The following is a 22,548-nucleotide window of genomic DNA, read 5'->3' as shown; positions in this document are numbered from 1 at the left end:
TGGAGTCAGCGGTTGAACCGGTCCACCAGGGAATATTGCCCCTGAGCGGTGTGGGTCAGTTCTTCGCTGAGCAGTGCCGTGCGCTGGGCTTCGCCAGACGTCTGGTCAGCCAGGTGGGCAATGCTGCTGATGCTCTGGTTGATCTGCTCGGCCACCGCGCTCTGTTCTTCGGTTGCGGCGGCGATCTGGTCAGCCATGTCGGCGATGTTGGCCACCGCTTCGCTGATGCCCACCAGCGCCTGGTCGGCTTGGAGAACGCGCTCGACGCCTTCATCCGCCTGGCGACGACCATGCTCCATGGTGTGCACGGCTTCCTCTGCAGTCTTCTGCAGTTGGGCGATCAACTGATGGATCTGCCCGGTGGATTCGGCCGTACGCTGGGCGAGCTGGCGCACTTCGTCGGCGACCACGGCAAAGCCTCGGCCCATCTCACCGGCGCGGGCGGCCTCGATCGCAGCGTTGAGTGCCAGCAGGTTGGTCTGGTCGGCGATGCCTTTGATGACATCCACCACGCCGCCGATCTCGTTGCTGTCCTGGGCCAGGCGCGTGACGGTTTCGCCGGTCTCACCCACGGACTGGGAAAGGCGCTGGATGGCTTCGCGGGTTTCGGCAGCGATGTTGCGGCCCTGGCTAGTCAGGCGGTTGGCTTCCTGGGTGGCATCGGCAGTGCGCTGCACGTTGTTGGCCACTTCCTGGGTCGTGGCGGCCATCTGGTTCACCGCGGCAGCCACCTGTTCGGTTTCCACGCGTTGGCGCTCCAGGCCGTCGGAGCTGTTATGGGCCAGTACATCGGCCTGACGGGCCTGCTGGGTAAGGTGCTCAGCGGTGTCCTGCAGACGGGTCAGGCAGGTCTTCAGCCGCGCTTCCTGGCTGAGCATGGCCATTTCCAGGCGTGCCTGCACACCACGGCTGTCGGTGTACATCTGCGCGATAAGCGGGTCGGAGGTGGTCTGCTCGGCCAGTCGCAGCAAGCGTTTGATGCCACGGTTCTGCCAGGCCAGGCCGGTCAGTCCGAGTGGCACGGAAAGCAGGGCGGCAAGGAGGAAGCCCCAGTGGGAGTTCAGCCAGGCACCAATGAGGAAACCGACCTGGCTGATGAGAATGAACGGCAGCCAGTCCTGCAGTACCGGCAGCCACTTGTCGCGGCTGGGGATGGCGGCCTTGCCGGCATTGATGCGCTGGTACAGGGCCTCGGCGCGGCGGATCTGCTCGGCGGTCGGCTTGATCCGCACCGACTCGTAGCCGGTGACCTGGCTGCCTTCGAAGATGGGCGTGACGTAGGCATTCACCCAGTAATGGTCGCCGTTCTTGCAACGGTTCTTCACCACGCCCATCCAAGCGCGGCCCTTCTTCAGGGTCGACCACATGTGGGCGAACACCGCGGGCGGCACGTCAGGGTGGCGGACCAGATTGTGGGGCGAACGAACCAGCTCGTCGCGGCTGTAGCCGCTGATGTCGATGAAGGCTTCGTTGGCGTAGGTGATGACGCCTTTGCTGTCCGTGGTGGAGATCAGGCGTTGCTCGGCGGGGAAGCTACGCTCCCGCTGGGTGACAGGTTGGTTGTTTCTCATTGGTATCCATCCGCAAGGCTTACAGCATCTATCGGCATCCAGGCGCCAAGGTTGAGCCTTTTTTTGGGGGCGCCAGTGTACTCGGATTTCAGCCTTGTCCGTTCGATAGCCCGCAGTGGAGTGGTTCGATTACCGCCCCGGGCCCTGTGGGCGAGGGGAGCGGGCGACGGCCTGCAACGCCCGGAGCTTCAAGACTCTCCAGGACATTGCAGGCACGGTGCGCGCCGGGTGCGCTTTAGCCGGCCAGCAACTGCCGCAGCACGTAGTGGAGGATACCGCCGGCCTTGAAGTACTCGACCTCGTTCAGGGTGTCGATGCGGCACAGCAGTTCGGCCTTGTCCTTCGAGCCATCCTCGCGGGTGATTTCCAGGTGCAGGGTCATCTGCGGACGCAGGCTGGCGCCATCCAGGCCAAGGATGCCCAGGGTTTCCCGGCCGGTCAGGTTGAGGCTCTTGCGGTCTTCGCCGTCCTTGAACTGCAGCGGCAGCACGCCCATGCCGACCAGGTTGGAACGGTGGATGCGCTCGAAACTTTCGGCGATTACCGCCTTGACCCCCAGCAGGTTGGTGCCCTTGGCCGCCCAGTCGCGGGACGAGCCGGTGCCGTATTCCTTGCCGGCGATCACCACCAGCGGGGTGCCCTCGGCCTGGTAGCGCATGGCGGCGTCGTAGATGGCCAGTTTCTCGCCGCTGGGCACATGCAGCGTATTGCCGCCTTCCTCGCCGCCGAGCATCTCGTTGCGGATGCGGATGTTGGCGAAGGTGCCGCGCATCATCACTTCATGGTTGCCCCGCCGCGAGCCGTAGGAGTTGAAGTCCGCCGGGGCCACGCCATGTTCGCGCAGGTAGCGCCCGGCGGGGCTGTCGGCCTTGATGTTGCCGGCCGGGGAGATGTGGTCGGTGGTCACCGAATCACCCAGCAGGGCCAGGATGCGCGCCCGGCGCACGTCCTCGACCTTGGGTGGGGCGCCGGTGATGTTCGCGAAGAAGGGCGGATGCTGGATATAGGTGGAGTCCGCCTGCCACTCATAGGTGTCCGATTCGGGCACCTTGATCGCTCGCCATTTCTCGTCGCCCGCGAAGACTTCGGCGTATTCCTTGCGGAACATGGCGGTGTCCACCTTCTGGATAGCCGCTGCGATTTCCTGCTGGCTCGGCCAGATGTCCTTGAGATAGACCGGCTGGCCATCCTTGCCCTGGCCCAGGGGCTGGCTGCCGAGGTCCAGGCGCACGCTGCCGGCCAGGGCGTAGGCGACTACCAGGGGAGGGGATGCAAGCCAGTTGGCCTTGACCAGCGGATGCACCCGGCCTTCGAAATTGCGGTTGCCGGAGAGCACCGAGGCCACCGTCAGGTCCGCTTGCTGGATGGCTTTCTCGATGGGGTCGAGCAGGGGGCCGGAATTGCCGATGCAGGTGGTGCAGCCGTAGCCCACGAGGTTGAAGCCGAGCTGGTCCAGATAGGGCGTCAGTCCCGCCGCACGGAAGTACTCGGTCACCACCTTGGAGCCGGGCGCGAGGGAGGATTTAACCCAGGGCTTGCGGGTCAGGCCCTTTTCCACCGCTTTCTTCGCCAGCAGGCCGGCGGCCATCATCACGCTGGGGTTGGAAGTGTTGGTGCAGGAGGTGATGGCGGCGATGACCACGGCGCCTTCATCGAGCTCGAAGCTCGCGCCGTCGTCCAGCTTCACAGCGGCACTGGTGGCGTTCGTCGTGCCGGCAGATTTGAGCTGCAAGCCCAGCAGGTCGTCGAAGGCCTTGGGCACCTGGGGCAGTGGCACGCGGTCCTGTGGGCGGCGAGGGCCGGCCAGGCTGGCTTCGACGCTGCCGAGGTCCAGGGAGAGGGTGTCGGTGAACACCGGCTCATGGCCGGGTTCGCGCCACAGGCCCTGGACCTTGCTGTAGGCCTCCACCAGTTGCACGGTCTCGTCCGGGCGGCCGGAAAGGCGCAGGTAGCCCAGGGTGATGTCGTCCACCGGGAAGAAGCCGCAGGTAGCACCGTATTCCGGGGCCATATTGGCAATGGTGGCGCGGTCGGCCAGCGGCAGGTCGGCCAGGCCGTCGCCGTAGAACTCGACGAATTTCCCCACCACGCCTTTCTTGCGCAGCATCTGGGTGACGGTCAGCACCAGGTCGGTGGCGGTAATGCCTTCGCGCAACTTGCCGGTGAGCTTGAAGCCGATGACCTCGGGAATCAGCATCGACACCGGCTGGCCGAGCATGGCGGCCTCCGCTTCGATACCGCCCACGCCCCAGCCAAGTACGCCGAGGCCGTTGATCATGGTGGTGTGGGAGTCGGTACCCACCAGGGTGTCGGGGAAGGCATAGGTCAGGCCGTCTTCCTCGCGGGTCCAGACGGTGCGGCCCAGGTATTCCAGGTTCACCTGGTGGCAGATTCCGGTGCCCGGCGGCACCACGCTGAAGTTGTCGAAGGCCCGCTGGCCCCAGCGCAGGAAGGCGTAGCGCTCGCCATTGCGCTGCATCTCGATTTCGACGTTCTGTTCGAAGGCGGATTGGGAGGCGAAGCGATCCACCATCACCGAGTGGTCGATCACCAGGTCCACCGGGGACAGCGGGTTGATCCGCTGCGGGTCGCCGCCGGCTGCCGCGACGGCCGCGCGCATGGCGGCCAGGTCGACCACTGCCGGCACACCGGTGAAGTCCTGCATCAGCACACGGGCGGGCCGGTACTGGATTTCGCGATCCGACCGGCGTGGGCCGAGCCAGTCAGCCACGGCCTTGAGGTCGGCGGCGCTGACGGTCTTGTTGTCCTCCCAGCGCAGCAGGTTCTCCAGCAGCACTTTCATCGACATGGGCAGTTTGTCGATCTCGCCCAGCCGCTTGGCGGCTTCGGGCAGGCTGAAGTAGTGGTAGGTGTTGCCGGCGACTTCGAGGCTGCGTCGGCAGTTCAGGCTATCCAGGGAAGGCATCGGGATTTCTCCTTGAGGCCCACACGGCATGGGCCGGCTGCTCGTACGGAAACTGAAAAGCTAGCTCTGGATGGAAGGTCTCGCCATTTCAACCGACCGGCAGGGTGGCGCCGGGTTCCCCTTTTCATGGTGTCCGGCTGTAGGAAATTCCCTTCCAAGCTGTGTGAAAACGGGCGTCGCGCAACTATAGTGCGCGCCCAGGAGGAGCCCATCCGATGAACACCATGCTGTTGCACTGCCGCCCCGGTTTCGAGGGGGAGGTCTGTGCCGAGATTTCCGACCTTGCTGCCCACCTCGATGTGGCCGGCTATGCCAAGGCCAGGCCGAACAGTGCCTGTGCCGAGTTCATTTGCAGCGAGCCCGGCGGCGCCGAGCGGATGATGCGCAAGCTGCGTTTCAACCAGTTGATCTTCCCGCGCCAGTGGGCTCGTGGCGAGTACGTGGAATTGCCGGAAACCGACCGCATTGGCGTGCTGCTGGAGGCGCTGGCCGACTATCCGGTGTGCGGCAGCCTCTGGCTGGAGGTGCTGGACACCAACGAAGGCAAGGAACTCTCCACCTTCTGCCGCAAGTTCGAAAAGCCCCTGCGCGCTGCCCTGATCAAGGCCGGCAAGCTCAAGGACGACCCCAAGCTGCCGCGCTTGCTGCTGACCTTCCGCAGTGGCCGCGAGGCGTTCGTCGGCCTGGCCGAGTCGAACAACTCGGCGCTCTGGCCCATGGGCATCCCGCGCCTGAAGTTTCCCCGCGAAGCACCAAGCCGTTCCACCCTCAAGCTGGAGGAGGCCTGGCACCACTTCATTCCGCGGGCCGACTGGGACAAGCGCCTGGCACCGGGTATGACCGCCGTGGACCTGGGCGCCGCGCCGGGCGGCTGGACCTGGCAGCTGGTGCAGCGGGAGATCAAGGTCACCGCCGTCGACAACGGCCCGATGGCCGAGAGCCTGATGTACTCCGGCTTCGTCGAGCACCAGCGCGCCGATGGCTTCACCTTCAAACCGCGCCGGCCGGTGAACTGGATGGTCTGCGACATCGTCGAGAAGCCTGCGCGTACTGCCGCGATGATCGAAACCTGGCTGGGCGAGGGCTGGTGTCAGGAAGCGGTGGTCAACCTCAAGCTGCCGATGAAGCAGCGCCATGCCGAGGTGCAGAAGCTGCTGGCGCGTATCGATGCAGGGTTGAAGGCCAGGGGACTGAAGGTCTCCATCGCCTGCAAGCAGCTCTACCACGACCGTGAGGAAGTGACCTGCCACCTGCGCAGGTTGTAATCGCGGGAGCTGCGGATCGTTTTCTTGTAGGGGCGAATTCATTCGCCAAGCAGGCCGCAGGTCTGCCCTTCAAGGCCTGATAGGGCAGCTGCGCTGCCCTTGGCGAACGAATTCGCCCCTACAGCGACATCCTCTCCACCCAATAGCTCTGCTTGTGCCCCCGTGCCTGATACTCCGCCATCAGGCGTTCGGCTTCATCGCGGGTCAGCCGATCCCGCAGGACGAATACGTTTCCGTTGTCATCCAGCCGCTTGACGCACCAGTGCTGCACAGGGGAATCCGGCATGCCTTGCCCTCCGGGAAAGCCCATGCTGCGCCGCATTTCACTGGCTGGCGAGCGGTGCCTCCAGTGGCAGCAACGACGGCAGGCTGACCTGGCCCTTGAGTGTCGTCGAGCGCGGACTCCAGGAGCTGTTGAACAGGTACTGGCCACTGAATCCGCTGACCTGCAGGCCCAGTTCATCGCCGGGCTGGAGCAGGGCGCTGGCGGTGGCCAGGTCCACCTGGCGAGTGTTCAGCGGCGTGCTCTGCTCGCTGAGCACCTCGATGCCACCATTGGCGCGGCGTACCGCCAGCGAGGCGAACAGCAGTGGCGCATCCTGATCACGGTCCAACTCAAGGCGCGTGCTGCCGACCAGGCCGCTGGCCGCTTCGACTTTGCGCAGGGGGATGAAGCTGGACGGGCTGAGCCAGCCGCTGGTGAGCGGGCGGACGCGGGTTTCCGGCAGGGGCTGGGGTGCATCGTCCTGTGGCGGCTGCTGCAGTGCCAAACCGTGGTCCAGATCGAGGCTGAGGCAGAGGTCAGGCACGCTGTCGGCGGCACCGGGTCGGCCGCGAAGCTTATCTTCATACCAGGCGACCACCGCCTGGTAGAGGTTGATGGCACGGTCGCCGCAATGCAGCACCGGCTCGTTGTTGAACGGCGGCAGGCCGCTCCAACGCTGCAGCGGCGGCGGCAGGATGTGCCCGCCCTGCATGCCCAGCAGGCGGACGTCGGCATCGCCCTGATCGAGGCAATCGCGGATGGCCAGGCCCTGGTCGAGGGGGAACAGGGTGTCGCGCAGGCCCTGGATCAGCAGGGCGTCGGCATGGGGCCGCTGTCCGCGCTGGCAGTAGCTGGCGAGGCTGTGGGCCTTGAGTTCGGCCTGTACTTCCGGCGTCATCTCGCCGCCCGCGCTCTTCAGGTAGGGCGCCTGGGTGAACTTGCCCAGGTCATAGCCGGTGGCGAGCCCCAGGCCCAGCAACACGCCGGTCCAGCCCACTTTCATGCGTCCGCCCGGTGCCAGGGCTTCGGACAGGTCGTACCAGGTGGCAATGGGCACGATGGCATCGATGCGCGGGTCTTCGGCCGAGGCCATCAACTGCACGGCGCCGCCGTAGCTCTCGCCGAGCATGCCGACGCGCGGATCGCCAGGGCCGTCCATGGTCAGGCGAGGCAGGTGTTCGCCGGCCCAATCGATCACCGCCAAGGCGTCCTGCACTTCGTAGCGCGGGTCCATCATTTCGATATCGCCGTCGCTGCCGCCCCAACCGCGCTGGTCGTAGCTGATTACCCAGAAGCCGGCACGCCAGGCCTTGAGCGCGGCTCGTCCTGACATCATCTGCTGGCCGTAGAAGCCGTTCGGGCCGGTCACCCGCCAACCGCCCCAGCCGTGGGTGTGGACCACCAGTGGTGCCTGTTCGCCGGGCTTGAGCGCCGGCTGGAAGACGGTGGCGGAAAGCCGCGTGCCGTCGCGCGCGGTGATCACTGTTTCGAAGTGAGTGGCGGGTAGCTCGTGGCCAGCGAGGGTGCTGTAGTCGGGCAACTGTTCGCGGGCGGCGCAGCCACCGAGCAGGAGGAGGGCGAGGACCAGGTTGGCGAGGCGCATCGGGGTTCCGCTGACGGGGATGATCCGTGCAGCATGCCCGAGTGCGGCGGCCGATCGTGCCCATCCAAGGTTGTGCGCCGCTGTGGCCGGACGTCGCAGCGAGGGCGACAAGGCTGGGCGTCTACCCGGCTTTGCGCCACAATAGCCGGCAGTTTTCGGAGTGCCCCATGTCCCAACAGCCTGATGCCATCCTCGACGCCACCGGCCTGAATTGCCCCGAACCGGTGATGATGCTCCACAACAAGGTGCGCGACCTGCCGGCCGGCGGCCTGCTCAAGGTGATCGCCACCGACCCCTCCACGCGCCGCGACATCCCCAAGTTCTGCGTCTTCCTCGGTCATGAACTGCTGGACCAGTCGGAAGAGGCGGGTACCTACTTCTACTGGATTCGCAAGAAGGCCGACTGATGTCCTTCTACTTTGCTTATGGGTCGAACATGAACCCGGCGCGCATGCGCAGTCGTGGTCTGGTGTTCAGCGAAGCGATGGCGGGGCGGCTGGAGGGTTACGCCCTGTGCTTCAACAAGCGCGCCCACGACCGTCCCGGCCGCTCATACGCCAACATCCGCTACCAGCGGGACGGTGTGGTGGAAGGCGTGCTCTATCGCCTGGCCCATGAAGACGAGATCTGGAAGATGGACCCCTTCGAGGGCACGCCCATCTTCTATAGCCGGGAGCGCATGCCAGTGTTGACCGCGCAGGGCGTGCAGCCGGCCTGGGTCTATGTCGCCAATCCGGCTATGCGCGAGGAGGGCCTGTGGCCCACCCGTGGTTACCTGGAGCACCTGTTGGCCGGCCGTGAGTTCCTTTCTTCTGCCTATTGGGAATCCCTGGCGGCAGTGCCCGCCCACGCAGACGAATGAAGCGCAGACCTCGCCAATGAAAAGGGCCGCATCCAGCGGCCCTTTTCCGTTACATCCTGATTCTCGCCCGTGCACTGCGCGTCAGGCGCACGCTGAGCAGCACCGCGGCGCAGGTCAGACCCACCACCAGGCCCTGCCAGAGCCCCTTGGGGCCGCTCGGTTCGCCCAGCCAGTTGGAGAGGCCCAGGGCGTAGCCCACTGGCAGACCGATGCCCCAGTAGGCGAAGAGCGTGATGATCATGGTCGCGCGGGTGTCCTGGTAGCCACGCAGGGCGCCGGCGGCGGCGACCTGGATGGCGTCGGAGAACTGGAACAGCGCCGAATAGACGATCAGCATGGCAGCCACGGCAATCACCGCAGGATCTGGCGAATACATCTTCGCGATCAGCTCACGGCACAGCAGCATCAGGCTGGCGGACAGGCAGGCATAGGCCAGTGCCACGCCGATACCGACACCGGCCGCGAAGCGTGCCGCGCGGGGCTCGCTACGTCCGAGGGCCTGACCAACGCGCACGGTGACGGCCATCGCCAGGGCGTAGGGGATCATGAACACCAGCGCGCTGAAGTTCAGGGCGATCTGGTGGCCGGCGACCACGGTGGCACCGAGGCCGCCGATCAGCAGGGCGATCACGGCGAAGATGCTCGACTCGGCAAACACCGCGATGCCAATGGGGCCGCCCACCGAGAGCAAACGCTTGATCATCGGTAGTTGGGGCTTGTCGAAGCGCTCGAACAGCTTGCTCGCCTTGTAGGCCGGAGCACGGGACACCCAACTCAGCATGCCCAGCAGCATGAACCACATCACTGTGCCACTGGCCCAGCCGCAGCCCACGCCACCCATGGCGGGCATGCCCAGGTGGCCGTAGATCAGGATGTAGTTCAGCGGAATGTTCAGCAGCAGGCCGCAGATGCCCAGCACCATGCTCGGCCGGGTGCGGCCCAGGCCATCGCTGAAGCAGCGCAGCACGTAGTAGAGCGCCACGGCGGGGAAGCCGAAGGCGATGCCCTGCAGGTAGCCCATGGCCGGATCGATGAGTTCCGGGTCGACGCCCATCAGCTGCAAAACCGGTCGTGCATTGAGCAGTACCAGCGCGCCGGCCAGGCCCACGACCAGGGCGAGCCACAGGGCCTGGCGAACCAGCGGGCCGATCTCTTCCTGACGGTTGCCGCCGAAGCGCTCGGCCACCTTGGCGGTGGTGGCCAGCAGGGTGCCGGTCATCAGCAGGAATACCGGAATCCAGATGGAGTTGCCGAGCGCTACGGCAGCCAGGTCGCGCGGGCTCACGCGGCCGGCCATCACGGCGTCGACGAATCCCATGGCGGTGTTGGAGAGCTGGGCGACCATGATGGGCATCGCCAGCTTGAGCAGTGCGCGCAGTTCCGCGCTGGCTCGGCTGAAACGGGATTGAGCGTGGGACACTGAAAGTTCCATATCGATAAGTCATCCTCCGGGCGTACCGGTGGTGTCCATGCAAGAGGTGGCAGAAAGGAATTTGGGGCATTGCCTGGTCGCGACGGGCTCGCGACGGTGCACTGTCCCCGCCTTTGCAGAAGAGGCTGCCGGCGGAACGGGACGTGGAGGCTGAGGGATGGCTAGTCTACGCCCTGACGTAACGGTCAGAAAAGAGGGCGACGGCCCCGTGATGCGGGCGCCCGACGGGGGGATTGCGTAGAATGGCGGTCTCTCTGCTGGAGCCTGCCATGCGAATAGTTGCCGACGAAAACATTCCCCTGGTCGATGCCTTTTTTGGCGGCCTGGGCGACATCCGCCGCCTGCCGGGACGCGCCATCGACGCTGCCTCCGTGGCCGACGCCGACCTGCTGCTGGTGCGCTCGGTGACCCGTGTCGATAGCACTCTCCTGGCGGGTACGCCGGTGCGCTTCGTCGGCACCTGCACCATCGGTACAGACCACCTCGATCTCGAATACTTCGCACAGGCCGGCATCGGCTGGTCCAGTGCGCCTGGCTGCAATGCACGCGGCGTGGTGGATTACGTGCTGGGGAGCCTGCTGGTGCTGGCCGAGGACGAGGGTGTGGACCTTGCCTCGCGCACCTTCGGTGTCGTGGGGGCCGGTCAGGTGGGCGGGCGCCTGGTGGATGTGCTGCGTGGCCTCGGCTGGCGGGTGCTGGTCTGCGACCCGCCGCGCCAGGCGGTCGAAGGCGGCGATTTCGTCGACCTGGAAACCATTCTCCGCGAGTGCGACGCCATCAGCCTGCACACGCCGCTGGACGCCGGTGGTGAGCATCCGACCCACCACCTGCTGGATGCCAGTCGCCTCGAGCGCCTGCGACCCGGCGCGTGGCTGGTCAATGCCAGCCGTGGCGCGGTGGTCGACAACCAGGCCCTGCGCGCGATTCTGGAACGTCGTACTGACCTCCGTGCGGTGCTTGATGTGTGGGAGGGCGAACCCCAGGCGGACGTGGCGCTGGCGCACCTGAGCCGCATCGCCACGCCGCACATTGCCGGCTATAGCCTGGACGGCAAGCTGCGTGGTACCGCGCAGGTCTATCAGGCCTGGTGCCGTTTCAGCGGGCAGGCGGAAAGCGTGCAGCTGGACGAGTTGCTGCCCGCGCCTTGGCTGGATGAACTGACCCTGGAGGCCGGCACTGACCCGAACTGGGCCCTGGCGACCCTGTGCCGCGCGGTGTATGACCCGCGCCGCGACGATGCGGATTTCCGTCGTAGCCTGGTGGGGAATGAAGGACAGCGTCGCGCTGCCTTCGATGCTCTGCGCAAGCACTATCCGGTGCGGCGGGAAATCGACGGTCTGCGGGTACGTTTGAAGGGGGATGCGCCGCGCTTGGCGGGAATCGTCCGGGCGCTGGGGGCCGAACTGGTGTAGGAAGCGGCCCGGGATTGCCCCGGGCGCTGGCGTATCAGGCCTGTTTCAGCTCGGATTCCAGTTGCTTGTGCAGCTCCTGGCAGGCGCGCTGGATCATGGTTTCGGTAATCGGAATCTCACGGCCCTGGGCATCGATGATCGCGCCGCCAACCGGGCGGCGTTGCTGCAGCGGGATTACGCGGCGATCGGAAGTGCTGTCGTGCAAGCTCATGGCCTGTCTCCTCTTCAGGTGGTGCGCGCAGTCTAGGGAGGGTAGATGAATACGCGGTGACAGCCGGCGTCAGCATTACGCCGGAAAAACGAAAGACCAGGAAACACTAGCAGTGAATGTGCCAACCGCTAGCGTCCTGGTCCTGATGGGTGGACCCCCTGTGCGGGGCGAGAGTTCAGTTCGAGGTAAGCATGTCCTTGTTCCATATGGGTCTGATCATCAATCCCTTGGCCGGCCTGGGTGGCCCAGCTGCGCTGAAGGGCAGTGACGGTGTTGCCGCAGAAGCCCTTGCCAGAGGCGCTGAGCCTCGGGCGGCCGCCCGCACCCGACTGGCGCTGGAATGCCTGTTGCCGCTTGTCGGGCGTATCCAGTTCCTGACCTTCCCCGGTCCCATGGGCGCCGACCTGCTCACGGAGATGGGCTTTTCTCACCGTGTGCTGGGGCACCTCGACGGCCCGCTGACGTGCGCCGATGACACCCGTCACGCCGTCGAGGCCCTGCAGGACGCCGGTGTTGCGCTGATTCTTTTCGCCGGTGGTGATGGCACGGCGCGGGATGTCAGTTCCGCCGTGCGTGAGGGGCAGCCGGTGCTGGGAATTCCCGCCGGGGTGAAGATCCACTCCGGGGTTTACGCCATCAGTCCGCGCGCGGCCGGAGAACTGGCGCTACGTCTGGTGGAGGGTGGGTTGGTGCGTCTGGCCAGCGGCGAGGTTCGCGACCTGGACGAGGCCGCCCTGCGCGATGGCAAGGTGGCAGCGCGCTGGTATGGCGAACTGACGGTCCCCGTGGAAGGCCATTTCATGCAGCACGTCAAACAGGGCGGCATGGAGTCGGAAGAGCTGGTGCTGGTGGATCTGGCCGACTGGCTGAACGATAGCTGGGAAGAGGGCGTGCGTTACGTGTTCGGCCCCGGTTCCACCCTCCACGGGCTGGCGGCCAACCTGGGGTTGGAAACCACGCTGCTGGGGGTCGACGTGATCGAGAACGGCGCGGTGATCGCCCGTGACGTGACCGAGTCCCAACTTTTCGAGCTGGTGGACGGCCACCCGGCGCGGCTGCTGGTCACCGCCATCGGTGGACAGGGCCACATCATCGGTCGCGGCAACCAGCAGATCAGCCCGCGCGTGTTGCGCGCCATAGGCCTGGATCACATCCGGGTAGTGGCCACCAAACGCAAGCTGGGCACTTTGGAAGGCCGGCCGCTGCTGGTGGACAGTGGCGACCCGGTCCTGGATGAAGCCTTCCCCGACGCAGTACGGGTCTGGGCCGGCTACAAGGAAGAGCTGCTCTATCCCCTGGGCTGGGGCGACCTGGGCTGAGGCCATTCACCCGCTTGCGGGGAGATCGGCTACCATCGACGACAATTTCCCGAGGTTGCAGGAGCATCGCGATGGATGCTGAGCAATACCCTCCCCATGTCGGCCCCGGAGAGCGCGTCGTGCTCTTCGACGGGGTGTGCAAGCTCTGCAATGGCTGGGCGAAGTTCCTGATCCGCCATGACCGGGCGCGAACCATCAAGCTCGCCTCGGTGCAATCGGCGGAAGGGCAGGCGATCCTGCACTGGTTCGGCTTGCCCACCGACAGCTTCGCGACCTTGCTCTATGTCGAGGGGGCCGAGCTGTTCGTCCGCTCCGAGGCCATTGCGCGAATCCTGCGCCAGTTGCCGGCGCCCTGGCCGCTGCTGGCGATCTTCCGTTTCCTGCCGCTGGGGTTTCGCGACTGGTGCTATGACCGAGTCGCGCTGAATCGCTACCGTCTCTTCGGCCGATATGACGTCTGTCTGATGCCGTCCCCCGACCATGAGGGGCGCTTCCTGAATGCCGATCGCTGAGTTGCGTCGATTTGCCTTGCTGGCCCGCTGGGGGCTGGCGCTGCTGTTCCTCTACCACGGCCTCGTGCCCAAGCTGCTCTGGCTGAGTGCCGACGAGAAACTGATGATCGCGGCCCACGGGCTGGCCCACGTCGAGCTGGTGGCGACCCTCGCCGGGCTGGCCGAGATCGTCATGGCGCTGATCCTGCTCGTGGTTCGCCAGTCGCGCTGGCCGCTCATCGTATCGGCGCTGCTGCTGGCGGGGCTGCTGCTGGACGTGGCGCTGTTCACGCCGGGCCTGCTGATCCAGGCCTTCAATCCCCTGTCCACCAATCTGGTGGCGCTGTGCCTCTGCCTGATGGGGTGGTGGGCGGAAGCTCCGGCGCGAGGTGGACAATCCCCTGGCCTAGCTGACTGAGACCTTCGATGGCATCTCTCCTTTCCTCAAGGCAGCGTAATGCGCTGCGCATGGCTGCGCGCTTTGTCGCGCCTTACCGCTGGCGGGTGATGGGTGCCCTGTTGGCGCTGCTGTTCACCGCCGCCATTACCCTGTCGATGGGGCAGGGCATCCGCCTGCTGGTGGACCAGGGGCTGGCTACCCAGTCCGAGGCGTCGCTGCGGCATTCGATCATGCTGTTCTTCGGCCTGGTGCTGGCCCTGGCGCTGGGCACCTTCACGCGCTTCTACCTGGTCTCGTGGATTGGCGAGCGCTTCGTGGCGGATATCCGCAAGCGCGTGTTCGACCATCTGATCCAGCTGCATCCGGGCTTCTACGAAAGCAATCGCGCATCGGAAATCCAGTCCAGGCTCACTGCCGACACCACCTTGCTGCAGTCGGTGATCGGCTCATCGCTGTCCATGGCACTGCGCAACGGCATCATGCTGGTGGGCGGTATCGGCCTGCTGTTCGTCACCAACCCGAAACTGACCGGCATCGTCCTGCTGGCGCTGCCGCTGGTGCTGGCGCCCATCCTCCTCTTCGGCCGGCGGGTACGGCGTCTCTCGCGGCAAAGCCAGGACCGTATCGCCGACGTCGGCAGCTACGTCGGGGAAACCCTGGGGCAGATCAAGACGGTGCAGGCCTACAACCATCAGGCGCAGGATCGCCAGCGGTTCGCCCGTACGGTGGAGGGGGCCTTCGACACCGCGCGCCGGCGTATCACCCAGCGTGCCTGGCTGATCACCCTGGTCATCCTGCTGGTGCTGGGGGCGGTGGGTGTGATGCTCTGGGTCGGTGGGACGGATGTGATCGCCGGGCGCATATCGCCCGGCGACCTGGCAGCCTTCGTTTTCTACAGCCTGATCGTGGGGGCGGCCTTCGGCGCCATCAGCGAGGTGATTGGCGAGTTGCAGAGCGCCGCCGGTGCCGCGGAGCGAATCGCCGAGCTGCTGCAGGCACGAAACGACATCCATGCGCCCGCGCAAGGGCAGGTGTCGCTACCGGAGCGGGTCAGCGGTCGCATCGAGCTGGACGCAGTGCGCTTCGCCTATCCCGGACGGCCGGAAGTGAACGCGCTGGACGGCGTCAGCCTGGACGTTCGCCCTGGTGAGACGCTAGCGCTGGTTGGTCCTTCCGGGGCGGGCAAGTCGACGGTCTTCGAGCTGCTGTTGCGCTTCTTCGATCCTCAGGGAGGAAGCATCCAGGTGGAGGGCGTGGAGCTGAAACAGTTGGAACCGGCCGACCTGCGCCGCTGCTTTGCGCTGGTTTCGCAGAATCCTGCGCTGTTCTACGGCAGCGTCGAGGACAACATCCGCTACGGGCGTCCCGAGGCCTCTGACGCCGACGTCGAAGCGGCCGCCCGCGCCGCCCATGCCCACGAGTTCATCACTCGCCTGCCGAAGGGTTACCAGACCCATCTGGGAGAGGGTGGCATCGGACTCTCTGGCGGCCAGCGACAGCGCCTGGCCATCGCACGTGCATTGCTGGTGGACGCGCCCATCCTGCTGCTGGACGAAGCGACCAGCGCCCTGGATGCGGAAAGCGAGCACCTGATCCAACAGGCTCTGCCGGCATTGATGAGTGGGCGCACAACGCTGGTGATCGCCCACCGCCTGGCCACAGTGCAGAACGCTGACCGCATTGCGGTGATGGAGCGGGGCAGGGTGGTGGCAATCGGTCGTCACGCGCAGCTGGTGGCCAGCAGTCCGCTCTATGCGCGGCTGGCGGAACTGCAGTTCGCGACACAGGTGGGAGACGAAGTGGAGTAGCGGGGTTCGATATTGCGGGCAAGAAAAAAGGGGATGCCAATGGCATCCCCTTTTTCATTCAGGACTGGCTTCAGACGACCGGTTTGGTCTCGTCCTTGGCTTCGTCCTTCTCTTCTTCCTCAGCCTTGGTTTCGGCTTCGGCCGGCGCTTGGGCTTCGGTCGCTTCGGCTGCTACTTGCTCAGGCTGTTCAGCCGGAGCTTCCACAGCTTGTTCAACGGCTTCCTCGACCTTCTGCTCGGCAGCGACTACTTCCTCTTCCACACCAGCAATGGCGTGGGCGGCAGCGGATACCGGCTCGGCGGCGGCTACGGCTTCAACAGCCTGGGCGGCGCTTGCTTCGGCTTCCTTGGCCAGGCGCTCGGCTTCGCGCTGACGACGACGCACTTCACGCGGGTCGTTGGCGGCGCGGCCAGCGCTGGACGGCGCTTGAGCAGCTTCCTGAGCCTCAGGTACGGCAACCGGAGCTTCCTCAGCAGGAGCTGCGGCAGGGGCCTCTACCACGACTTCGGCAGGTGCTGCTTCAACGACCGGAGCTTCCACCACTGCCGGGGCTTGCTCTACCACTGGGGCCTGTTCGGCAACCGGGGCGGCTTCAACAACGGCCTCGGCAACCACTGCTTCTGCGGCCGGTACTTCAACGACGGCTTCGGCAGCCGGGGTTTCCACCTGGGCCGGAGCTTCAACGGTGGCTTCTGCAACCACTTCAGCGGCAACAACAGCGGTGGCGGCTACGGAAGCGGCCTGAACTGCGTCGGCAGGAGCGGCCTGTTCGGCACCTTCCTCATCCGCGCCCAGCTCTTCGCCATTGGCTTCGCGCTGACGCTCGCGGCGGTTGCTGCGACGACGCTGGCCACGGGAGCGGCGACGGGGACGCTCACCATCGGCGCCTTCCTGATCGTCGTCCTGCAGCAGTTCTTCGTTGTTCAGCAGTTCTTCGTCGACCACTTCAGCCTGGGCCACTTCGGCGCGCGGCTGGCGCTCCTCGCGGGGCTGGCGCTCTTCACGCGGCTGACGTTCTTCGCGGGCCGGACGCTCAGCGCGCTCGCCACGCTCGCGACGACCTTCCTGGCCTTCGCGGGCTTCACGCGGCTGACGTTCTTCACGCGGCTGACGCTCTTCGCGGGGTTGACGCTCCTCACGGGGCTGGCGCTCTTCACGCGGTTGACGCTCTTCGCGCGGCTCGCGGGCCTGGCGTTCCTCGCGTGGTTGACGCTCTTCACGCGGCTGGCGCTCTTCGCGGGCCGGACGCTCAGCGCGTTCGCCACGTTCGCGACGAGCTTCCTGGCCTTCACGGGCTTCGCGCGGCTGGCGCTCTTCACGCGGCTTGCGATCTTCCTCGCGGCGGCCTTCACGACCTTCGCGTCCATCACGACGACGGTTCTGCTGGCGGCCGTTGCGACGCTCGTCACCGCGCGGCTGGCGCTCGGCGGCAGGCTTCTCGGCTTCGACCTTGGGCTCTTCCTTGCCGGCGAACAGACCCACCAGGGATTTCACCAGGCCTTTGAACAGGCTCGGCTCCGGAGTCGGTGCCGGCGGTGCCAGGGGGGCGGCCGGGGTCGGTGCCGGGGCAGGGCGCTCGGGGGATACGGTCTTCACCGCGGCTTCCTGGCGGACCAGGGTGCGGGTGGAGCTGACCTGCTGGACTTCTTCAGCCTCGGCCGGGGTCATTTCGTAGCTGGACTGGTTGCTCTGTACTTCCGGGCTGTCGTCGCGCAGGCGCTGGACTTCGAAGTGCGGGGTTTCCAGGTGGTCGTTCGGCAGGATGACGATGCGCGAACGGCTACGCAGCTCGATCTTGGTGATGCTGTTGCGCTTCTCGTTGAGCAGGAAGGCGGCAACCGGGATCGGCACCTGGGCGCGTACTTCGGCGGTGCGGTCCTTGAGGGCTTCTTCCTCGATCAGGCGCAGGATGGCCAGCGACAGGGATTCGACGTCACGGATGATGCCCTGGCCGTCGCAACGGGGGCAGACGATGCCGCTGGTCTCGCCCAGGGACGGACGCAGGCGCTGACGGGACATTTCCAGCAGGCCGAAGCGGGAGATTCGGCCGATCTGCACGCGGGCGCGGTCGGCTTCCAGGGCTTCGCGGACTTTCTCTTCCACGGCGCGCTGGTTCTTGGCCGGGGTCATGTCGATGAAGTCGATGACGATCAGGCCGCCGATGTCACGCAGGCGCAGCTGGCGAGCGATTTCCTCGGCCGCTTCCAGGTTGGTCTGCAGGGCGGTTTCTTCGATGTCGCCACCCTTGGTCGCACGCGCCGAGTTGATGTCGATGGACACCAGGGCTTCGGTCGGGTCGATGACGATGGAGCCGCCGGACGGCAGCTTCACTTCGCGCTGGAAGGCGGTTTCGATCTGGCTTTCGATCTGGAAGCGATTGAACAGCGGAACGCTGTCCTGGTAGAGCTTGATCTTGCTCTGGTACTGCGGCATCACCTGGCGAATGAAGCTCAGGGCTTCCTCGTGGGCTTCGACGCTGTCGACCAGCACTTCGCCAATGTCCTGGCGCAGGTAGTCGCGGATTGCGCGGATGATGACGTTGCTTTCCTGGTAGATCAGGAAGGGGGCGCCACGCTCACCGGAGGCTTCCTTGATGGCGCTCCAGAGTTGCAGCAGGTAGTCCAGGTCCCACTGCAGCTCTTCGCTGGAGCGGCCGAGACCGGCGGTGCGGACGATCAGGCCCATGTCGGCCGGAGCGTTGAGACCGTTCAGCGCTTCGCGCAGTTCGTTGCGCTCTTCGCCTTCGATGCGACGGGAGATGCCGCCAGCGCGGGGGTTGTTCGGCATCAGCACCAGGTAACGACCGGCGAGGCTGATGAAGGTGGTCAGGGCTGCGCCCTTGTTGCCGCGCTCTTCTTTCTCGACCTGGACAATGACTTCCTGGCCTTCGCTGAGCACTTCTTTGATGTTGATGCGGCCTTCAGGGGATTTCTTGAAGTATTCGCGGGAGATTTCTTTCAGGGGCAGGAAGCCGTGACGCTCAGCGCCGAAGTCGACGAAGGCTGCCTCGAGGCTGGGCTCGATGCGAGTGATTCGGCCTTTGTAGATGTTGGCTTTCTTCTGCTCGCGGGCACCCGATTCGATGTCCAGGTCATACAGGCGTTGGCCGTCGACCAGAGCAACACGCAACTCTTCGGGTTGAGTCGCGTTAATCAGCATTCTTTTCATGTGGTACCAATAGGTTTCCGGGCTGCCGGAAACGGCGATTGGCGCACACGACTCTCGCGGTCGGTGTCAGGTGCGTGTCAGGGGTGGAGGGCCACCCCAGTGTCCAGCGATTCCAGCCAAAGGGGCCGGAATCGCGACTACGTCTCCTGCTTGCTGTGTCGTGACAGAAGCACTTGTTCAGGAGGAGGAATCAACGGTCGGTAGCGGACGAAATGAAGCGTCTTGAAACTACGCAGTCCGACGGTTATGCATCTCCACCCTACACTTATCCCTTGAAAATCGGGTGCCGCTCGCTGAATCCGTAGCGGGTTGCATTTACCGCAATCTCCCATTGAAAGGGGCGATCACGCATCATGGCTCAAGGCTTTGATTTCGGAAAATTCGCGGCCATTGCGGCGAATTTTCTGTCGGACGGCCTTACGTCCTGAAAGGGTTGCAGCGGTTGGGGTGGCGGATATGGCGAACACCCCGAAACCAGGCCGCTTTTGGCGGCGTTCGCGACTATAGCAGTAATCATTAAGTGCTTCAAATCCATAAAAAATTGTTATGATGCTCAGATGAATACTCCCGCCTCTCCAACCTCCGGCGTCCAGCTGCTTGAGGTTGCGCCGGAATATGCCGGCCAACGAATCGACAATTTCCTACGCACCCAGCTGAAAGGTGCGCCCAAGACATTGATTTATCGCATCCTTCGCAAAGGCGAAGTTCGCGTGAACAAGGGGCGCATCAAGCCTGAGTACAAGCTTCAAGCGGGCGACATCGTGCGGGTTCCTCCGCTGCGCCTGTCCGAGCCGGACGAGCCGGCTCCGGTTGCCCAGGGGATGCTGGAACGGCTGGAGGCCGCCGTCGTCTACGAGGACAAGGCGCTGATCGTGCTGAACAAGCCGGCTGGCATCGCAGTCCACGGTGGCAGCGGTCTCAGTTTCGGCGTGATCGAGGCCTTTCGTCAGTTGCGTCCCGAAGCCAAGGATCTGGAGCTGGTGCACCGCCTGGATCGCGACACCTCTGGCCTGCTGATGATCGCCAAGAAGCGCAGCATGCTGCGTCACCTTCACGAGGCGCTGCGTGGCGATGGTGTCGACAAGCGTTACCTCGCGCTGGTGCGCGGCAGTTGGCCGACCTCGAAGAAGAAAGTCAGTGCGCCGTTGTTGAAGAACAACCTGCGCTCCGGCGAGCGGATGGTCGAGGTGAATCCCGAGGGCAAGGAAGCGCTGACCGAGTTTCGCGTCGTGCGTCGTTTCGGCGAGTTCGCCACGCTGGTGGAAGCCAGTCCGATCACCGGGCGTACCCACCAGATTCGTGTGCATGCCAAGCATGCTGGCCATTCCATCGCTGGTGACCCCAAGTACGGTGATGAGGATTTCACTCGCGAGATTCGCGAGCTGGGCGGCAAGCGCCTGTTCCTGCACGCACATTCCCTGGCGATCAGCCTTCCCGATGGCGGCGAACTGAAGCTGGAGGCTCCGGTAGACGAGATGTGGGAGAAAACCCTGGAGCGTCTCGGTGCCTGATTACCAACTGCTTATCTTTGACTGGGACGGCACGCTGGTTGACTCCATTGCCCGTATTGTCGAGTCCATGCGTGTGGCGGCTGATGTGTCCGGACTGCCCTGGCGTGATGATGTCGCAATCAAGGGCATCATTGGTCTTGGTTTGCCGGAAGCCATCGCCACTCTCTATCCGGAGCTCGAGGATTCGCGCTGCATAGATGCGTTCCGCCAGCGTTACGGTGAGCACTACGGTGCCTTGGAGCGCCAGCCTTCGCCCCTGTTCGAAGGGGTGGCGGAGGCGTTGGAGGCGTTTCGTGAGGAGGGCTATCGTCTGGCGGTGGCCACCGGCAAGAGTCGTCGCGGCCTTGATCAGGTGTTGGCGGGGCGCGGATGGCTGGAATATTTCGACGTTACTCGCTGCGCTGATGAAACCGCGAGCAAGCCTGATCCGCGCATGTTGCAGGAAATCCTTGCGCATTGCGGGGTGGTGGCAGAGCGGGCTGTGATGGTGGGGGATTCGCCCTTCGATCTGCGCATGGCGCATCGGGCTGGGATGGATTCCGTGGCAGTGGGCTATGGTGCCCAGCCGCTTGCAGAGTTGCTCAAGGAGTCGCCGAAGTTGGCGATCGAGCGTTTCGAGGAACTGCGACACTGGCTGAGTGGTGATCTGAGCCGGCAATCCCGAGAGGTGGAGACCTATGTCTGACGAATGGAAAGAACCGGCTGCCGACAAGACTGAAGAGAAGAGCTGGAAGCTGCTGGAAAAGGCGGTTCTGGCCGGTGTTCAGGAGCAGCGTCGTGCCCGGCGCTGGGGTATTTTCTTCAAGCTTTTGACCTTCATTTACCTGTTTGTCGCCCTGGTGATGCTGTCGCCGGCCTTCGATCTGCAAAAAAGCGCGGCGCGCGGCCAGGAGCACACCGCCCTGGTGGAGGTTCGCGGCATGATCGCCGATGAAGAGGCGGCCAGTGCCGACAACATCGTGACCAGTCTGCGCGCGGCCTTCGAAGACCCGAAGACCAAGGGTGTGGTGCTGCGCATCAATAGTCCGGGCGGCAGTCCGGTGCAGTCCGGCTATGTCTACGACGAGATTCGCCGGCTGCGCGAGGCGCACAAGGACATCAAGGTTTACGCCGTGATCGCTGATCTGGGGGCATCTGGTGCCTACTACATCGCCAGTGCTGCGGATGAGATCTATGCCGACAAGGCCAGTCTTGTCGGGTCCATTGGAGTCACCGCGGCCAGCTTTGGATTTGTCGATGCGATGGGCAAGCTGGGTGTCGAGCGCCGTGTCTATACCTCGGGCGAGCACAAGGCGTTCCTGGATCCTTTCCAGCCGCAGAAGCAGGAAGAAACCGAGTTCTGGCAAAACGTCCTGGACACCACTCACCAGCAGTTCATCGAAAGCGTGAAGAAGGGGCGTGGTGATCGGCTCAAGGTCGATGGCCATCCCGAATTGTTCAGTGGTCTGGTCTGGTCCGGTGAGCAGGCGCTGGAGCTGGGGTTGGTGGATAAGCTCGGCAATACCAGCTTTGTTGCTCGCGAAGTCATTGGTGCGAAGGAGATCGTCGACTACACCGTCCAGGAGTCGCCCTTCGATCGCTTCTCGAAGAAGTTCGGTGCCAGCGTGGCTGAGCGTCTCGCGCTTTGGATGGGGTTCCAGGGGCCGAGTCTGCGTTGACGCTGGTAGTTGTCCTTTTGAAGAAAGCCCGGCCAGTGCCGGGCTTTCCTTTATATAGGGGTCAGGGAATCTGCACGCCTTCGGCGAGCAGCATATCCACCAGTCGAATCAGGGGGAGGCCGACCAGGCTGGTGGCGTCCGTGCCTTCGGTGGCGCGGAACAGGCTCACGCCAAGGCCTTCTGCCTTGAAGCTGCCGGCGCAGTCGTAGGGTTGTTCCGCTTCCAGGTAGCGGCAGATGCGCGCTTCGTCCAGATTGCGGAAGTGCACGGTGAATGGCACGCAATCGACTTGGTGCTGTCCGGTTTCGCTGTTCAGCAGTGCGAGGCCGGTCAGGAAGCTGACGCTGGTGCCGCTCGCGGCCAGCAATTGGTCGCGGGCGCGTTTGAAGTCGTGAGGCTTGCCGAGGATCTGTTCGCCCAGCACGGCGACCTGGTCGGAGCCGATGATCAGGTGATTCGGGCGTTGGCTGGCGAGGGCTCGGGCCTTCTCCAGGGCGAGGCGGCGCACCAGTTGTTCGGCGGATTCCTCAGGTTGGCGGCTTTCGTCGATAGCTGGAGCGCTCCAGGTAAAGGGGAGGCGCAGGCGTTCGAGCAGTTCGCGGCGATAGGGGGAGCTGGATGCGAGCACCAGGGGCAGCATTGGCG

At 64.8% G+C, this 22,548-nt stretch carries 20 protein-coding genes; 11 read left to right on the top strand and 9 right to left on the bottom strand.

What is annotated here, in order from left to right:
• Nucleotides 1-5 precede the first annotated feature (5 nt).
• Complete coding sequence (locus E8E91_RS03915; RefSeq protein ID WP_280374685.1) at nucleotides 6-1,571, bottom strand: PAS domain-containing methyl-accepting chemotaxis protein; 1,566 nt, start codon at nucleotides 1,569-1,571, stop codon at nucleotides 6-8.
• A 235-nt stretch (nucleotides 1,572-1,806) separates the two neighbouring features.
• Nucleotides 1,807-4,497, bottom strand: a complete 2,691-nt coding sequence (gene acnA, locus E8E91_RS03910; protein WP_280374684.1) for an aconitate hydratase AcnA — start codon at nucleotides 4,495-4,497, stop codon at nucleotides 1,807-1,809.
• Between the two features lie 215 nt (nucleotides 4,498-4,712).
• Here acnA and rlmM point away from each other — a divergent pair, with 215 nt between their 5' ends.
• Complete coding sequence (gene rlmM, locus E8E91_RS03905) at nucleotides 4,713-5,762, top strand: 23S rRNA (cytidine(2498)-2'-O)-methyltransferase RlmM (RefSeq protein ID WP_280374683.1); 1,050 nt, start codon at nucleotides 4,713-4,715, stop codon at nucleotides 5,760-5,762.
• Between the two features lie 118 nt (nucleotides 5,763-5,880).
• Here the strand turns inward: rlmM and E8E91_RS03900 are convergent, their stop codons facing one another.
• Nucleotides 5,881-6,048 (bottom strand): hypothetical protein, encoded by a 168-nt coding sequence (locus tag E8E91_RS03900; RefSeq protein ID WP_190829874.1) that lies wholly within the window; start codon nucleotides 6,046-6,048, stop codon nucleotides 5,881-5,883.
• A gap of 37 nt (nucleotides 6,049-6,085) precedes the next feature.
• On the bottom strand, nucleotides 6,086-7,630 hold the full coding sequence (locus E8E91_RS03895) for an alpha/beta fold hydrolase (RefSeq protein ID WP_280374682.1): 1,545 nt from the start codon (nucleotides 7,628-7,630) through the stop codon (nucleotides 6,086-6,088).
• A 167-nt stretch (nucleotides 7,631-7,797) separates the two neighbouring features.
• Between E8E91_RS03895 and tusA the strand changes: the two genes are divergently transcribed.
• Complete coding sequence (gene tusA, locus E8E91_RS03890) at nucleotides 7,798-8,037, top strand: sulfurtransferase TusA (RefSeq protein WP_028630883.1); 240 nt, start codon at nucleotides 7,798-7,800, stop codon at nucleotides 8,035-8,037.
• The gene (locus E8E91_RS03885; protein WP_280374681.1) at nucleotides 8,037-8,492 is read left to right on the top strand and encodes a gamma-glutamylcyclotransferase; all 456 of its coding nucleotides are present in this window, start codon (nucleotides 8,037-8,039) and stop codon (nucleotides 8,490-8,492) included. The genes tusA and E8E91_RS03885 overlap by 1 nt, the downstream gene beginning before the upstream one ends.
• 49 nt (nucleotides 8,493-8,541) lie before the next feature.
• On the opposite strand, the gene E8E91_RS03880 is transcribed toward E8E91_RS03885, so the two are convergent.
• Complete coding sequence (locus tag E8E91_RS03880) at nucleotides 8,542-9,924, bottom strand: MATE family efflux transporter (protein ID WP_280374680.1); 1,383 nt, start codon at nucleotides 9,922-9,924, stop codon at nucleotides 8,542-8,544.
• A 269-nt stretch (nucleotides 9,925-10,193) separates the two neighbouring features.
• Here E8E91_RS03880 and pdxB point away from each other — a divergent pair, with 269 nt between their 5' ends.
• Complete coding sequence (gene pdxB, locus E8E91_RS03875; RefSeq protein WP_280374679.1) at nucleotides 10,194-11,336, top strand: 4-phosphoerythronate dehydrogenase PdxB; 1,143 nt, start codon at nucleotides 10,194-10,196, stop codon at nucleotides 11,334-11,336.
• Between the two features lie 34 nt (nucleotides 11,337-11,370).
• On the opposite strand, the gene E8E91_RS03870 is transcribed toward pdxB, so the two are convergent.
• The gene (locus tag E8E91_RS03870) at nucleotides 11,371-11,547 is read right to left on the bottom strand and encodes a PA1571 family protein (RefSeq protein ID WP_280363908.1); all 177 of its coding nucleotides are present in this window, start codon (nucleotides 11,545-11,547) and stop codon (nucleotides 11,371-11,373) included.
• Nucleotides 11,548-11,738: 191 nt separating this feature from the next.
• Between E8E91_RS03870 and E8E91_RS03865 the strand changes: the two genes are divergently transcribed.
• The 4 genes from E8E91_RS03865 to E8E91_RS03850 all read left to right on the top strand — a co-directional run bounded on the left by E8E91_RS03865 (nucleotide 11,739) and on the right by E8E91_RS03850 (nucleotide 15,565).
• Nucleotides 11,739-12,866: an ATP-NAD kinase family protein gene (locus E8E91_RS03865; protein ID WP_280374678.1), complete on the top strand. Its 1,128-nt coding sequence runs from the start codon at nucleotides 11,739-11,741 to the stop codon at nucleotides 12,864-12,866.
• A 71-nt stretch (nucleotides 12,867-12,937) separates the two neighbouring features.
• A complete protein-coding gene (locus E8E91_RS03860; protein ID WP_271471385.1) occupies nucleotides 12,938-13,378 on the top strand; it encodes a thiol-disulfide oxidoreductase DCC family protein in 441 nt (146 codons plus the stop codon).
• Nucleotides 13,365-13,775, top strand: coding sequence for a DoxX-like family protein (locus E8E91_RS03855; protein WP_280374677.1), 411 nt, complete (start codon nucleotides 13,365-13,367; stop codon nucleotides 13,773-13,775). The genes E8E91_RS03860 and E8E91_RS03855 overlap by 14 nt, the downstream gene beginning before the upstream one ends.
• Nucleotides 13,776-13,783: 8 nt before the next feature.
• Complete coding sequence (locus tag E8E91_RS03850) at nucleotides 13,784-15,565, top strand: ABC transporter transmembrane domain-containing protein (protein ID WP_280374676.1); 1,782 nt, start codon at nucleotides 13,784-13,786, stop codon at nucleotides 15,563-15,565.
• Between the two features lie 70 nt (nucleotides 15,566-15,635).
• On the opposite strand, the gene rne is transcribed toward E8E91_RS03850, so the two are convergent.
• Together rne and E8E91_RS03840 are read right to left on the bottom strand one after the other, a co-directional pair.
• Nucleotides 15,636-18,734 (bottom strand): ribonuclease E, encoded by a 3,099-nt coding sequence (gene rne, locus E8E91_RS03845; RefSeq protein ID WP_280374675.1) that lies wholly within the window; start codon nucleotides 18,732-18,734, stop codon nucleotides 15,636-15,638.
• Nucleotides 18,735-19,078: 344 nt separating this feature from the next.
• The gene (locus E8E91_RS03840; protein WP_280374724.1) at nucleotides 19,079-19,360 is read right to left on the bottom strand and encodes a hypothetical protein; all 282 of its coding nucleotides are present in this window, start codon (nucleotides 19,358-19,360) and stop codon (nucleotides 19,079-19,081) included.
• Between E8E91_RS03840 and rluC the strand changes: the two genes are divergently transcribed.
• The 3 genes from rluC to sppA are packed head-to-tail and all read left to right on the top strand — an operon-like array spanning nucleotide 19,292 to nucleotide 21,903.
• The gene (gene rluC / locus E8E91_RS03835; protein ID WP_280374674.1) at nucleotides 19,292-20,245 is read left to right on the top strand and encodes a 23S rRNA pseudouridine(955/2504/2580) synthase RluC; all 954 of its coding nucleotides are present in this window, start codon (nucleotides 19,292-19,294) and stop codon (nucleotides 20,243-20,245) included. The two genes, E8E91_RS03840 and rluC, sit on opposite strands and share 69 nt — an antisense overlap.
• Entirely contained in the window at nucleotides 20,238-20,930 is a 693-nt protein-coding gene (locus E8E91_RS03830; RefSeq protein WP_280374673.1) for an HAD-IA family hydrolase, read from the top strand. Before rluC ends, E8E91_RS03830 begins: the two co-directional genes overlap by 8 nt.
• On the top strand, nucleotides 20,923-21,903 hold the full coding sequence (sppA, locus tag E8E91_RS03825; RefSeq protein WP_280374672.1) for a signal peptide peptidase SppA: 981 nt from the start codon (nucleotides 20,923-20,925) through the stop codon (nucleotides 21,901-21,903). Before E8E91_RS03830 ends, sppA begins: the two co-directional genes overlap by 8 nt.
• A 61-nt stretch (nucleotides 21,904-21,964) precedes the next feature.
• Here the strand turns inward: sppA and E8E91_RS03820 are convergent, their stop codons facing one another.
• Nucleotides 21,965-22,543: a nucleoside triphosphate pyrophosphatase gene (locus E8E91_RS03820; protein ID WP_280374671.1), complete on the bottom strand. Its 579-nt coding sequence runs from the start codon at nucleotides 22,541-22,543 to the stop codon at nucleotides 21,965-21,967.
• Nucleotides 22,544-22,548 lie beyond the last annotated feature (5 nt).

This window comes from Pseudomonas sp. BN515 (genome assembly GCF_029873155.1).
Lineage (GTDB): Bacteria > Pseudomonadota > Gammaproteobacteria > Pseudomonadales > Pseudomonadaceae > Metapseudomonas.
This window is presented reverse-complemented; position numbering and strand designations above follow the sequence as displayed.

Excerpts from the sequence above, each read along its gene's own strand:
- E8E91_RS03915 (WP_280374685.1), bottom strand. The coding sequence starts at position 1,571 with ATGAGAAACAACCAACCTGTCACCCAGCGGGAGCGTAGCTTCCCCGCC.
- acnA (WP_280374684.1), bottom strand. The coding sequence starts at position 4,497 with ATGCCTTCCCTGGATAGCCTGAACTGCCGACGCAGCCTCGAAGTCGCC.
- rlmM (WP_280374683.1), top strand. The coding sequence starts at position 4,713 with ATGAACACCATGCTGTTGCACTGCCGCCCCGGTTTCGAGGGGGAGGTC.
- E8E91_RS03900 (WP_190829874.1), bottom strand. The coding sequence starts at position 6,048 with ATGCCGGATTCCCCTGTGCAGCACTGGTGCGTCAAGCGGCTGGATGAC.
- E8E91_RS03895 (WP_280374682.1), bottom strand. The coding sequence starts at position 7,630 with ATGCGCCTCGCCAACCTGGTCCTCGCCCTCCTCCTGCTCGGTGGCTGC.
- tusA (WP_028630883.1), top strand. The coding sequence starts at position 7,798 with ATGTCCCAACAGCCTGATGCCATCCTCGACGCCACCGGCCTGAATTGC.
- E8E91_RS03885 (WP_280374681.1), top strand. The coding sequence starts at position 8,037 with ATGTCCTTCTACTTTGCTTATGGGTCGAACATGAACCCGGCGCGCATG.
- E8E91_RS03880 (WP_280374680.1), bottom strand. The coding sequence starts at position 9,924 with ATGGAACTTTCAGTGTCCCACGCTCAATCCCGTTTCAGCCGAGCCAGC.
- pdxB (WP_280374679.1), top strand. The coding sequence starts at position 10,194 with ATGCGAATAGTTGCCGACGAAAACATTCCCCTGGTCGATGCCTTTTTT.
- E8E91_RS03870 (WP_280363908.1), bottom strand. The coding sequence starts at position 11,547 with ATGAGCTTGCACGACAGCACTTCCGATCGCCGCGTAATCCCGCTGCAG.
- E8E91_RS03865 (WP_280374678.1), top strand. The coding sequence starts at position 11,739 with ATGTCCTTGTTCCATATGGGTCTGATCATCAATCCCTTGGCCGGCCTG.
- E8E91_RS03860 (WP_271471385.1), top strand. The coding sequence starts at position 12,938 with ATGGATGCTGAGCAATACCCTCCCCATGTCGGCCCCGGAGAGCGCGTC.
- E8E91_RS03855 (WP_280374677.1), top strand. The coding sequence starts at position 13,365 with ATGCCGATCGCTGAGTTGCGTCGATTTGCCTTGCTGGCCCGCTGGGGG.
- E8E91_RS03850 (WP_280374676.1), top strand. The coding sequence starts at position 13,784 with ATGGCATCTCTCCTTTCCTCAAGGCAGCGTAATGCGCTGCGCATGGCT.
- rne (WP_280374675.1), bottom strand. The coding sequence starts at position 18,734 with ATGAAAAGAATGCTGATTAACGCGACTCAACCCGAAGAGTTGCGTGTT.
- rluC (WP_280374674.1), top strand. The coding sequence starts at position 19,292 with ATGAATACTCCCGCCTCTCCAACCTCCGGCGTCCAGCTGCTTGAGGTT.
- sppA (WP_280374672.1), top strand. The coding sequence starts at position 20,923 with ATGTCTGACGAATGGAAAGAACCGGCTGCCGACAAGACTGAAGAGAAG.
- E8E91_RS03820 (WP_280374671.1), bottom strand. The coding sequence starts at position 22,543 with ATGCTGCCCCTGGTGCTCGCATCCAGCTCCCCCTATCGCCGCGAACTG.